The sequence below is a fragment of the Halomonas elongata genome (assembly GCF_029081005.1).
In the GTDB taxonomy this organism is placed as follows: domain Bacteria; phylum Pseudomonadota; class Gammaproteobacteria; order Pseudomonadales; family Halomonadaceae; genus Halomonas; species Halomonas elongata_B.
Window position 1 is genome coordinate 92,357 of record NZ_JAJQTQ010000004.1, and the last position, 12,191, is coordinate 104,547.

The 12,191-nt window shown below is 65.7% G+C and carries 11 protein-coding genes; 4 read left to right on the forward strand and 7 right to left on the reverse strand.

Features of this window, described 5'->3' with window-relative positions; all coding sequences use genetic code 11:
- Positions 1-111: 111 nt before the first annotated feature.
- Positions 112-2,463: a mechanosensitive ion channel domain-containing protein gene (locus LU493_RS04335; protein ID WP_275286563.1), complete on the reverse strand. Its 2,352-nt coding sequence runs from the start codon at positions 2,461-2,463 to the stop codon at positions 112-114.
- Positions 2,464-2,672: 209 nt separating this feature from the next.
- Here LU493_RS04335 and LU493_RS04340 point away from each other — a divergent pair, with 209 nt between their 5' ends.
- Both LU493_RS04340 and LU493_RS04345 read left to right on the forward strand, forming a co-directional pair.
- Positions 2,673-3,059 carry a fluoride efflux transporter FluC gene (locus LU493_RS04340; RefSeq protein WP_275286564.1) on the forward strand — a complete coding sequence of 129 codons (387 nt, stop codon included), beginning with the start codon at positions 2,673-2,675 and terminating at the stop codon, positions 3,057-3,059.
- Positions 3,056-3,442, forward strand: coding sequence for a fluoride efflux transporter FluC (locus tag LU493_RS04345; RefSeq protein WP_275286565.1), 387 nt, complete (start codon positions 3,056-3,058; stop codon positions 3,440-3,442). Before LU493_RS04340 ends, LU493_RS04345 begins: the two co-directional genes overlap by 4 nt.
- Positions 3,443-3,461: 19 nt before the next feature.
- On the opposite strand, the gene pgi is transcribed toward LU493_RS04345, so the two are convergent.
- The 3 genes from pgi to pyk form a co-directional block, all read right to left on the reverse strand.
- Positions 3,462-5,126: a glucose-6-phosphate isomerase gene (gene pgi / locus LU493_RS04350; protein ID WP_275286566.1), complete on the reverse strand. Its 1,665-nt coding sequence runs from the start codon at positions 5,124-5,126 to the stop codon at positions 3,462-3,464.
- Positions 5,127-5,205: 79 nt separating this feature from the next.
- Positions 5,206-5,682: a methylglyoxal synthase gene (locus LU493_RS04355; protein ID WP_275286567.1), complete on the reverse strand. Its 477-nt coding sequence runs from the start codon at positions 5,680-5,682 to the stop codon at positions 5,206-5,208.
- A complete protein-coding gene (gene pyk, locus LU493_RS04360; RefSeq protein WP_275286568.1) occupies positions 5,675-7,141 on the reverse strand; it encodes a pyruvate kinase in 1,467 nt (488 codons plus the stop codon). The genes LU493_RS04355 and pyk overlap by 8 nt, the downstream gene beginning before the upstream one ends.
- A gap of 375 nt (positions 7,142-7,516) precedes the next feature.
- Between pyk and gap the strand changes: the two genes are divergently transcribed.
- Both gap and LU493_RS04370 read left to right on the forward strand, forming a co-directional pair.
- On the forward strand, positions 7,517-8,539 hold the full coding sequence (gap, locus tag LU493_RS04365) for a type I glyceraldehyde-3-phosphate dehydrogenase (protein ID WP_275286569.1): 1,023 nt from the start codon (positions 7,517-7,519) through the stop codon (positions 8,537-8,539).
- 114 nt (positions 8,540-8,653) lie between these two features.
- On the forward strand, positions 8,654-9,397 hold the full coding sequence (locus tag LU493_RS04370; protein WP_275286570.1) for a sulfite exporter TauE/SafE family protein: 744 nt from the start codon (positions 8,654-8,656) through the stop codon (positions 9,395-9,397).
- 78 nt (positions 9,398-9,475) lie between these two features.
- Here LU493_RS04370 and iolB read toward each other — a convergent pair whose 3' ends face one another.
- Genes iolB through LU493_RS04385 form a run of 3 tightly spaced genes read right to left on the reverse strand, consistent with a single transcriptional unit; the run spans position 9,476 to position 12,184 of the window.
- Positions 9,476-10,279, reverse strand: coding sequence for a 5-deoxy-glucuronate isomerase (gene iolB, locus LU493_RS04375; RefSeq protein ID WP_275286571.1), 804 nt, complete (start codon positions 10,277-10,279; stop codon positions 9,476-9,478).
- A gap of 28 nt (positions 10,280-10,307) precedes the next feature.
- Complete coding sequence (gene iolG / locus LU493_RS04380) at positions 10,308-11,303, reverse strand: inositol 2-dehydrogenase (RefSeq protein ID WP_275286572.1); 996 nt, start codon at positions 11,301-11,303, stop codon at positions 10,308-10,310.
- Positions 11,300-12,184 carry a MurR/RpiR family transcriptional regulator gene (locus LU493_RS04385; protein WP_275286573.1) on the reverse strand — a complete coding sequence of 295 codons (885 nt, stop codon included), beginning with the start codon at positions 12,182-12,184 and terminating at the stop codon, positions 11,300-11,302. The genes iolG and LU493_RS04385 overlap by 4 nt, the downstream gene beginning before the upstream one ends.
- Positions 12,185-12,191: the final 7 nt, after the last annotated feature.

Sequence of the window (12,191 nt, forward strand, 5' to 3'; positions counted from 1 at the left end):
ACCCGGCGCGTCGTGCACGTCAGCGCACCATGAAAAGGGGCCGCCTGTCGGCGGCCCCTGTCGTGGGTTCTCTGGTGGGTGCCCCGCCGCTGGCGCGGCGGGGAGGGTGGCTCAGTTGCCGCCACCCGGGTTGTCGACGCCACCATCGTCGTCCTGATTGTGGACCTCCTGAGATACCGGTGGCGTGGTGCGTGTCGGCGTCTCGGGGTGCTTCGGCTGGCCGGCGGGGCTGCCGTCGATGGTGAAATCCTCCTGCATGATGCGCAGGTTGGCGGGCGGTGCACCGCCTTCCTTGTCCGCCCCGAAATAGAGGGTGGTATGCGGGAAGGGGATCTCGATGCCGGCATCGTCGAAGTGATACTTGACCAGGCGGTTGTAGGCGCGACCCACGGCCCATTGTGTTCCCGGCGTGGTCTTGATGCGTACCCGGATGTTCACCGAGCTGTCGGCCAGGGCGATCACGCCGGCCACCTCCAGCGGCTCGAGCAGGTTGACCTTCTGCTCCTCGTCTTCGGAGAGATCATCGAAGGCCGCATGCAGGGCCTGGATCGCCTCGTCGATGTTCTCGCGATAGGCGATGCCGTATTCGCCGACGTGATAGGCGAACTCGCGCATGTAGTTGGATACGGTGTCGACGCTGGAGAAGGGCACGATGTGGTAGGTGCCGCTGAGGTCGCGGATCCCCACCGAGCGAATGCTCAGGCGCTCGGCCGTCCCGGTGATGCCACCGACCGTCACCACGTCGCCGACGTTCAGGGCATTCTCCACCTGGATGAAGACACCGGTGATGATGTCCTGAACCAGCTTCTGCGCGCCGAAACCGATGGCCAGACCCAGCACCCCGGCGCCGGCGATCAGCGGGCCGATATTGATGCCGATCTCGGCCAGCACCACCATGATGGTCACGGTGATCAGGGCGATGGCAATGGCGTTGCGGAATAGCGAGAGCAGCGTCTGGGCACGTGAGGACGGCTCGCCGCTGCCGGTGGCGGGGTTGAGCTTGTGCTCGATCAGGCTGGCCAGGACCAGCCAGATGGCGAGCGCGACCACCAGGATCACGGCGATGCTGAACAGGCGCGCGACCAGGCCGCGGCCTGCCTCGGAGGCGTACCAGGCGGTCAGGTCGAAGACCTGCCAGGCATGCAGCGATACCATGACCACCAGGACCAGCAGGACGATGCGCACGACCCTGAGTGCCTTGGGAACATAGGCATTGAGGCGCGCTTCCAGCAGCGGCAGCTTCTGCCGCAGTTCGTCTCTGAGCGTAATGCGACGACCGATGGTCTGGGTCAGGAGTTTCGACAGACCGAGGCCCACCAGGATCGCGGCCAGGGTCTGCAGAGTCGCCAGCAGAACGAAGGGCAGGGCATCCTCGGGACGGGTCAGGGTCAGCACCAGCACCATGAAGAAATAGGCGATGGCCAGCAGGTGCCAGATGCGCCCCAGTAGGGTCAGTGCCACGCGCGAAGCGGACAGGCTGGCCCGGGCCGCCTGGCGATGCAGGGCGTCGCGCAGGCGCTGGCGGTTGCGCAGGACCACGGCAACGGCATAGATGAAGGCGCCGATCATGATCAGGGTGCCGACGCTCTGGCCCAGGGTCGGCGAGAGGTAGGCATTGATCAGGGGCACCACCACCATCAGGCCATAGCCGGCCAGGCCGATCAGGCGAGCGATCCAGCGATTCCAGTAGGAGGCGTCCCCGGCACTCACGGGCATCAGGCGCAGGCCTTCGTAGCGCGAGGCGAACAACATGCGGACGCCGGCCTTGAGCAGCTCGATCACCAGGAAGGCGTTGAGGAACAACGAGGCGCGAGTGGTCAGCTCCCCACTTTCCCCCACCACGAAGGTGGCCAGCAGGTTGCCGCCGACATAGGCCAGTGCCACGACCAGGACGTCGGCCAGCGCAGCCAGTGCCACGCAGACGACCAGCCGGAGCAGGGGCTGAAGGGCCGGCCCGTTGAGCGACCAGAGGCTCAGCCGTGCGAACACCGGCCGGACCAGTCGCCGGATGAGCAGGAACAGCGCAAAGGTGGCCAGGATGACCAGGCCGAGGTTGATGACGGCGCTGGTCACGACACTCAGGTCGATGGAGGCCCCCTCTTCCCCGCCGGTGAAGAGGTTGGCCAGGCTGCCGTACAGCAGGCTGACCTGGAGGCCGATATTACCCGCTACATGGCTGGTGAGTTCCGCCAGCCGGCGAGGCAGGGAGGGCTCTTGCACCGAGGGGGTCGTGCCGGCGTCGGCCTGCTCGCCATCCGGCTGGTCGGCGCTGGCATCGGCCATGCCGCGCAACTGGTCGATCAGTTGCTGGCGTGTCTCGGGGTTCTCGAGCATGTCGGCCAGGGCTGCGTTGGCGGGGGCATTGGCTCCCGGGTCCGACTGCGCCAGGGCCGGGCCGGCAAACGCCAGCAGGGCGAGCATCAGCCAGCCGAGGGCCAGGGGTAGGAGTCGTGTCTTGCTCACGCTATGGCCTCCGTGTCAGGGCGTAGAGTGGGTGGAAATAAAAGCCGGCCAGGCTATCACGGACGGGCATTCCCACATGACCCTAAAGCAGTGTACGAAACCTGTACAAGACAAGAATACTGTGGCGTCGTGCAGACATGGCATGGGGTGGCTTTGTTCCCGTCCATCAGCTTCGCTAACATGACGACGGATTTCTGGAGGACACCACGATGACTCTCGGCCCGATGGATTGGCTGCTGGTGGCGCTCGGTGGCGCCCTGGGCGGCATGGCGCGCCTGGCCGTCACGGAACTGACGGGGCTATGGTGGGGGCGCGCCTTTCCCTGGGGCACCCTGGTCGTCAACCTGAGCGGAACCCTGGGGATCGGTATGCTGGCCGCCCTGGTGGGTTGGCCCGAAGGGGGGGCGGCCGCCTGGGGATTCCTGGCGGTCGGCGTGCTGGGCGGTTTCACCACGGTGTCCTCGTTCAGCCTTCAGACCCTGACGCTTTTCCAGGAAGGCCGGCATGGCACCGCCATGGTCAATATCGTGGCGACTCTGGTGCCGGGTGTCGCCCTGGCGGGCCTGGGCTGGCGGGTCATGGGAGGCGGTGCATGACCGGCTGGCGTGGCTACCTGTCCGTCGGGCTGGGCAGCGGTCTGGGTGCTTCTCTGCGCCTGCTGGTCGCCCAGGGGGCCTGGACGCTATGGGGCAGCGCCTTCGTCTGGGGCACCCTGGTCGTCAATCTGCTCGGTTCCTGGCTGATCGCCGCCTTCGCCGCCCGGGCGTCCCACCGAATCACCGGGCGTGCGGCACGCTGGCAGCCATTCCTGGTCGCCGGCTTCTGTGGGGGCTTCACCACCTTCTCGCTGTTCGGGCTGGAAACCTTCTATCTGCTGAATACCGGCCACCCCTGGCTGGCACTGAGCCATGGCGTCGGCAGCGTGCCCTTGTGGCTGGGTGCGGCCTGGCTCGGGCAGCGGGCCGGCACGCCGCATTGAGTGGCGTGCCGGCCGGTCGTCATGCCTTTCGCTTGCTCCGCGTGTTTTTCTTGGCAGGCGGATCCGCGGGTGTCGTGTCGCCACCGGCACCCTGACTCGTGGTGAACCGCTCGCGGACCAGCTTCAGCAGCCCCTGAGTGGAGGCATCGAAGTCCTGACTCTGTTCGTCGATGCGCTCGCTGATCTCGCCAGCGATGCGCTTGCCCAGTTGGACGCCCCACTGATCGAAGGAGTTGATGTTCCAGATTACGCCCTGCACGAATACCTTGTGCTCGTACAGGGCGATGAGAGCACCCAGGTTGCGTGGCGTCAGCTCGTCGAGCAGCAGGGTGCTGGAGGGGCGGTTGCCCGGGCAGCTGTAGGGGTCGAGTCGGCTGCTCTCCTGGCTGCCCTCCATGAAGGCGTTGGCCTGGGCCAGCATGTTGGTGAGCAGCGCGAAGTGGTGATCTTCGACTCCCGGTTCCGGCTTCAGCGAGGCAATGAAGTCGATCGGCACATAGCGGGTGCCCTGGTGGAGCAACTGGAAGAAGGCATGCTGGCCATTGGAGCCGGTCTGCCCCCAGACGATGGGGCCGGTCTTGTAGTCGACAGGATGGCCGAAGATATCCACCGACTTGCCGTTGGACTCCATGTCGAGCTGCTGGAGGAAGGCGGGAAGCTGATGCAGTGCCTGATCGTAGGGCACGATGGCGTGCGTTTCGGCACCCTGGAAGTTGATGTACCAGATGCCGATCAGCGCCATCAGCACGGGCATGTTGGCGTCGTTGGGCGCGTTGAGGAAATGCTGGTCCATCTCGTGTGCCCCCTCGAGCATTTCCATGAAGCCGTCGAAGCCGATGGAAAGCGCGATGGGCAGCCCGATCGATGACCACATGGAGTAACGCCCGCCGACCCAGGCCCAGAACTCGAAGACGTTCTCCTCGCGGATGCCGAATTCCATGGCGGCCTTGCGATTGGTCGAGGCGGCGACGAAGTGGGCACCCACGTCGGCATCCTCGCCGGCGTTTTCCAGGAACCAGCGGCGCGCCGTCTTGGCGTTGAGCAGCGTTTCCTGGGTGGAAAAGGTCTTGGTCGAGACGATGAACAGGGTGGTGGCCGGGTCCAGGCGCGACAGCACCTTCTGGATATGGGTGCCATCGACATTGGACACGAAGTGGAAGCTGAGCTCCGGATGGCGCTGCTTCAGCAGGGCCCGACAGGCCATGTTGGGGCCGAGATCCGAGCCGCCGATGCCGATGTTGACCACGTCGCGGATGCGTTCGCCACTGTAGCCCTTCCACTCGCCACTGCGCACGGCTTCGGAGAAGCGCCTGATCTGTTCGCGGGTGCTGTGGATCTCCGGCATCACGTCCTGGCCGTCGACCATCAGCGGGCCTTCGCTCAGGTTGCGCAGCGCGGTATGCAGCACCGGCCGGTTCTCGGTGACGTTGATGATGTCGCCGGAGAACATCTGGGCACGGCGCTGGACCAGCGCGGAGTGATCGGCCAGTTCGAGCAGCTTGTCGAGCACCGCGTCCGAGATGTGGTGCTTGGAATAGTCGAGGAAGAGTCCGCCGACGCGCAGGCTCATGCGTTCGAAGCGTTGCGGATCGGCGCTGAAGTAGTCGCGGATGCGGTCCCCGGCGGTCTGGGCCTGGAGCTGCTTCAGCGCCTGCCAGGTGACGCTGCGGGTGAGCTGAAACATGCCAATGTTCCTCTCGGTTGTCGTGCGTTGTCGTCGTGGACTGTTGTCGGGATTGCTGTCGTGCACCGATGTCGTGATGTCAGGGATTGCGTGCCGAGACCCAGCTGCCGGCATCGGGCACGTTCATCTCGTAGTCCCGGGCGAGCCAGGGGGAGCTGAGCAGGAAGTCTGCACTGGCCGGGTTGCAGGCCACCGGGATGTTCCACAGGGCGGCCAGGCGCAGCAGGGCCTTGACGTCCGGATCATGGGGCTGGGGCGCGAAGGGGTCCCAGAAGAAGACCAGCAGGTCGAGCCCCTGCTCGGCGATGCGCGCGCCGATCTGCTGGTCGCCGCCCAGGGGGCCACTCATCAATGGCTCCACCTCGAGTTCCAGTTGGCGCGAGATGCGGTTGGCCGTGGTGCCGGTGCCGACCAATTCGTGTTCGGCCAGGGTGTCTCGCCAGCGTCCGGCCCACTCCAGCATCTCTTCCTTCTTGCCGTCGTGGGCGATCAAGGCAATACGCTTGCGGGCCGGCAGGGTGCGACGGGCGTTGCGTTGCGGGCGTGCGTCAGGCATGGCGGGTCTCCACGGCCAGGATCTTCAGGGTATCGGTGCCGCCGTGGGCGTTCATGTGATCCCCTCGGGTCAGGATCACGTGGTCGCCCGGCTCGGCGATGCCCTGGGCCACCAGGCGCTCCAGCGCGCGATCGTTGAGCTCGCCGGCCGACATCGCGCTGGTGTCGAAGGGCAGGGATATCACCCCACGATACAACGCCATGCGGCGCTGGGCGACGGGGTTGTGGGCCAGGCCGACGATCGGCAGGCCCGAGCGGATGCGCGAGGCGATCAGCGGCGTATAGCCGGTGGCCGTCATGCAGGCGATGGCCGCCACGCCGGAAAGGTGATTGGCGGCGTACATCGCCGACAGGGCGATGGTCTCGTCGATCCGCGAGAAGCCCTCGTGGATGCGGTGCCCGGATTCCTGGGCGATGCGCTCGCGCTCGGCGCCCAGGCAGACCCGTGCCATGGCCTCCACGGTCTCCGCCGGGAAGTCGCCGGCGGCGGTCTCGGCGGAGAGCATCACCGCATCGGTGGCATCGAGCACGGCATTGGCCACGTCGAACACCTCGGCGCGGGTCGGCAGCGGCGACTCGATCATCGACTCCATCATCTGGGTCGCGGTGATCACCGCCCGGTTGTGGCTGCGGGCATGCTTGATGATGCGCTTCTGAGTGCCGATCAGCGCTTCGTCGCCGATTTCCACACCGAGATCTCCGCGGGCCACCATCACCGCCTGGCTGGCCTCGATGATGCCGTCCAGGGTGGCGTCATCGGCCACGGCTTCGGCGCGCTCGAGCTTGGCCACCAGGCCGATCTCGGCGCCGGCCTCGCCGAGCCGCTCGCGGGCCTCGTGCATGTCGGCGGCGCTGCGCGGGAAGGACACCGCCAGGTAGTCGACACCGATGTCGATGGCGGTCTCCAGATCGGCCTTGTCCTTGTCGGTCAGCGCCGGGGCGGAGAGCCCGCCGCCCTGCTTGTTGATGCCCTTGTTGTTGGAGAGCCGGCCGCCCTGCACCACGGTGGTGTGAATCTCGCTGCCGGCCACGCGCACGACGTCGAGCACCAGACGGCCATCGTCGAGCAGCAGGCGATCCCCGGCCACGACATCGTCGGCCAGGGCCTTGTAGTCGCAGCCGACCCGACCGGCGTCGCCGGCCTCGCCGTCCAGGGCGACATCGAGCACGAAGGCCTGGCCTTCCTCGAGGTCCACGACACCGTCGCGGAAGCGGGCGATGCGGATCTTGGGGCCTTGCAGGTCGCCCAGGGCGGCGACGCTGCGGCCGAGGCGCGTGGCGATCTCGCGCACCTCGGTGAGCCGGCGGCGGTGGTCGTCGGGGACGCCATGGGAGAAGTTGAGGCGTACCACATCGACGCCGGCGGCGATCATCCGTTCGAGCACGCCGGGCCTGTCACTGGCGGGCCCGAGGGTGGCGACGATCTTGGTGCGGCGAGCGGGTAGGGCGGAATGAGGCATGCCGGGGTCTCCTGTGGGCCGTGCGAAAGGTATCGGCCATTCGGTGGTGCAGAATCCTGTCACCATAGCCTATGTGTGGTTTTTTTACTAAGGACGAGTCTTTCGACTAAGGTCTAGGCGTGCTATGTGATAGCCGATTTTTCGGATTTTTTTCTTGTTTTATAGCATTTTGCGCCAGAGGCGGGGATAAGATGGTTTTATGGTTTGTTGTAAAGTTACTAAAAATGGCTTGTGTCCAGCGCCATCGTGATTCACATTGTGGGGAAACATGAGCCGTCGGCCTGTCCGGCCGGGGATGTCGGGACACCCCGGAGCCCTTCCGCCCATCGGCTCAGCCACATCCATGAGACGGCACCGAATCGAGAGGACGACACCATGACACTCAAGATCGCCATCAATGGCTTCGGCCGCATCGGCCGCAACGTTCTACGCGCGCTGCATGAAGGGGGCTATCGCGACCGTGTGCGTGTCGTGGCCATCAATGATCTGGGGGATCCCGCCCTCAACGCGCACCTGTTGCGTCACGATACGGTCCATGGCCACTTCCCCTTCGCGGTGGAGCACGACGAAACGAGCCTCAGCGTCGATGGTCAGCGTATCGAGATCCTCTCCGAACGTGATCCGTCGAAATTGCCCTGGGGCGATCTCGGCGTCGATCTGGTCATGGAGTGCACCGGCCTGTTCACCAAGCGTGATGCTGCCGCCCAGCACATTACCGCCGGCGCCGACCGCGTGCTGGTCTCGGCGCCCAGCCCCGATGCCGATGCCACCATCGTGTTCGGCGTCAACGAGGACGTACTGACGCCGGAGCACAAAGTGGTCTCCAATGCGTCCTGCACCACCAATTGCCTGGCGCCGGTGGCGCAGGCGCTGCACGAGAAGGTCGGCATCGACAATGGCCTGATGACCACGGTGCATGCCTACACCAATGATCAGAACCTGTCCGATGTCTATCACAAGGACCCCTATCGCGCCCGCAGTGCCACCCATTCGATGATCCCGACCAAGACCGGTGCGGCAGCGGCCGTGGGGCTGGTGCTGCCTGAACTCGATGGACGGCTGGATGGCCTGGCGGTGCGCGTGCCGGTGATCAATGTCTCCCTGGTCGATCTGACCTTCACCGCCTCGCGGGAGACCAGCGCCGAGGAGATCAATGCCATCGTCGAGGAAGCCGCGATGGCGTCTCCGGTCATGCGCGTCAACGCCCAGCCGCTGGTGTCCATCGACTTCAATCACGACGCCAATTCGTCTACATTCGACGCTAACCATACCCGAGTCAACGGGCGTCTGGTGAAGGTGATGGCCTGGTACGACAACGAGTGGGGCTTCTCCAACCGCATGCTCGATACCGCCCTGGCCATGCACGCCGCGAGCAACGGCGAGCGCAACGTCGCCTGATCCCCGTTCGCCATCGAACGACCCGACGCCGGGGCGGTTGCCGCCCCGGCGTCTTGTTGATCCGGCATCCGGCAAGCCGTCATGTCGGGTCAATCGTGTGCAAGGACGACTCTCATGCTGCCCGACTATGGCTGGCTGGCCTGGACGCTGATCATTCTCTCCACCTATCTGACCGGTGTGTCCAAGGGCGGCTTCGCCGGTGGCTTCGGCACCCTCTCGGTACCGTTGATGGCCCTGGCCATCGGTCCCATCGAGGCGGCGGGGCTACTGCTGCCGCTGTTGCTGGTAATGGATGTGCTGGCGGTCAAGGCCTGGTGGGGCCACCAGGACATGGCCGAGGTGAAACGCCTGATTCCCGGCCTGGCCATCGGCGTGGTGGCGGCGACGCTGGTGGCGGGCAGCCTGGACGAGAATCACGTGCGGCTGCTGCTGGGCGTGATCTCGCTGCTGTTCGTGGCCTACATGATCGTCAAGCCCACCGCATCACGGCCGATCCGGGCCTTCTGGGCCTGGCCGGCGGGGATCGCCACCGGCATCACCAGCTTCATCGCCCATGCCGGGGCGCCGCCGATGAATCTCTATCTGGTGCCCCGGCGCCTGCCCAAGATGACCTTCATCGCCACCACCACCCTGGTGTTCGCCGCCGTCAACCTGATGAAGCTGCCGCCCTACCTGTGGCTCGGCGAGATCAACTTGACCAGCGCCTGGGCCTCGGCGGTACTGGTGCCGGTGGCCTGGGTCGGGGTGCGCAGCGGGCTGTGGCTGCAGCATCGGGTCAACGAGCGGCTGTTCTATCGGCTGGTGGTGCTGGCCATGGCGCTCGTCGGCGTACAGTTGATCGTCAAGGCGCTTTCCTGAGGTGGCCCGGTTCGTCGGCTCGGGCGAAAAAGGCCCCGCCGAGGCGGGGCAAGAGAGACGTCCGAATGACCCGGATGGTTACTGCCTGACGATCCACTCGTGGGCCGGATCGTTCTGGAACTTCCATTCCCGCTTGGGGCCGGCCATCACGTTGAGGTAGTAGAGCTCGTAGCCGTGGGGAGCACCGACCGGGTGATAGCCGCGCGGTACCATTACGCAGCAGCCGTTCTCCACCGCCATGGTCTCGTCCAGGCTGCGGTCGTCGGTATAGACCCGCTGGAAGGCGAAGCCTTGTGACGGGGCCAGGCGGTGGTAGTAGGTCTCCTCGAGGATCGATTCCTCGGGCAGGTTATCCACATCGTGCTTGTGCGGCGGGTAGCTGGACCAGTTGCCCGCCGGCGTGTAGACCTCGACCACCAACAGACTGTCGGCCGGCTCGGTCTCCGGCAGGATGTCCTGGATGTGGCGGGTGTTGGTGCCCCCGCCGCGGGTGCTTTTCTTGATCTGGTCGGGGGCGATCAGTCGCGGTTCGTGGTTGCCGTGCCCGGGAGCGCTGCACACCGCGAGCTCCATGTCGGTGGTAGCCTCGACGGCGTAGTCCGCTTCGTCGGGCAGGTAGACGGCATAGGGCGGCACCTTCTCGAAGATATCCATGCGCTCACCGATATTCTCCCAGCGATGTTCGCCGCTGGCGATGGTGGCGTGCCCGGACAACAGCACCAGGCAGTGTTCCCGGTCGCCGGTGTTGCCCTCGATCGTCTGTCCCTTGGCCAGTCTATGCACGCGGAAGCCGACATGGTTCCAGCCGGCGGATTCCGGGGTCACCTCGAGTACCTTGCCCTGGGTATCGGGCGCGTGGGGTCGAACCAGAAGCGAAGTCATCGTTACTCTCCTCGAATCGTCGTGGGTCTCAGTCGATCTCGTCCAGCGCGATGCGGCGGCCTTCTTGTCGCGAACGCTCGGCGGCCTCGGCCAGGCGCAGTGCCTGGAGGCCGTCGTCGGCGCCGGCCAGCGGGGCTCGCTGCTGTTTCCAGGCACCGACGAAGTCGCCGATTTCCAGGCGATAGGCGTCGGCGTAGCGCTCGAGGAAGAACCACTTGGGAGTCTCCTCCATCTGGCCGGGTGTACCGGTAAAGCGCAGGCGTGTCTCGGTCTCGTTCTGGGCCTGGAGCATGCCGGCGCTGCCGAATGCCTCGATGCGCTGGTCGTAGCCGTAGCAGGCCCGGCGGGAGTTGTTGATATGGCAGAGCCGGCCGCTGATGGTGGTCAGGGTGACCATGACGGTATCCATGTCGCCTGCCTCGCCGATGGCCGGATCGATCAGGCAGCTACCCTCGGCGTGGACCGTGGCGATGGGCTCGTCGAGCAGCCAGCGGGCCATGTCGAAGTCATGGATCGTCATGTCGCGAAAGATGCCGCCGGAGGCGCCGACATACTCGGCAGGCGGCGGTGCCGGGTCGCGGCTGATGATGGTGAGCGTCTCGAGATCCCCGATCCGTCCTTCCTCCAGGGCGTGTTTGAGGGCGGCGAATTGCGGGTCATGGCGACGATTGAAGCCCAGGGAGCAGGTCACGGGGTGCGACGCCAGTACCCGGATGGCCTCGACGGTGCGGGCCAGGTCGAGCGCGATGGGTTTCTCGCAGAGTACCGCCTTGCCTGCGCGAGCGGCACGCTCCAGGTAGTCGGCATGGGTCGGCGTGCTGGAGGCGATCAGCACGGCATCGATCTCGTCGTCTTCGAAGACGGCGTCGACATCGAGCGGCCGGGCGCCGCACTCGGCGGCCAGGGCCTCGGCGGCGGGAGCGTGGAAGTCGGCCACGGCCGAGAGGGTCGCTTCGGGGTGCGCGGCGATGGCCTGTGCATGCACCTTGCCGATGCGACCGGCGCCGATCAGGGCGAGTCTCATAGCGGTGTCCTCTGGTTGTCGGTGAATGGCTGTGCGCCGTCAGACGAGGGTTGATCCCGAGCCTTGTCCTGTCGAATGCCCAGCGAAATGGCCAGGGTCTGGGTCAGGCACAGCGAGGCGGTCAGACCGCGGAAGCTCTTGACCTCTGCCTCGTGCACCACCAGCGAGACGTCGGCGATGCGGGCCAGAGGGCTGAGGTTGGAATCGGTGATCACGACCAGCGGGATACCACGCTTGCGGGCCTCGTCCGCCATTTCGCGTGTTTCCTGGGCATAGGGCGAGAAGCTCACCACCAGCAGGGCATCATCATCGCCGATGGCCTTGAGCTGTTCGCCATACATGCCCCCCAGGCCATTGACCAGGAAGGTGCGCTTGTCGATGTGGTGGAGTGCATAAGTTATGTAGCTGGCCACCACGAAGCTGCGCCGTACGCCCATCACGTGGATGGCATTCGCCTGTTCGAAGATGTCCAGGGCGCGCTCCAGGTGGCGAGGGTCGGTGCGGCCCGGGAGGTGTTCCAGTACCTCGCGATTGGCATCGGCAAACTCCCACAACAGCTGGGTGCTGTCCGGTGTCTCCCCGGTGGCAGAACGCACGGCGCGAATACGCTCGTTGTAGTTGGGGAGCTCGTCCACCAGACGCGAGCGGAACAGGCGTTGCATCTCGGAGAATCCGGTGAACCCGAAGCTGTTGGCGAAGCGAATCAGGGTCGAGGGCGTGACGCCGGCCTGCTCGGCAAGCTGGGCGACGGTGGCGAAGGCCACTTCCTGGGGGTGGTCGAGCAGGAAACGGGCCGTCTGTTGCAAACGGCGGCTCAGGCCCGGGTAATCGGCCGTGATGCGAGTTTCCAGTTCCTCGAAATCCTGGGGCGTTTGGTTCATGTGAGGT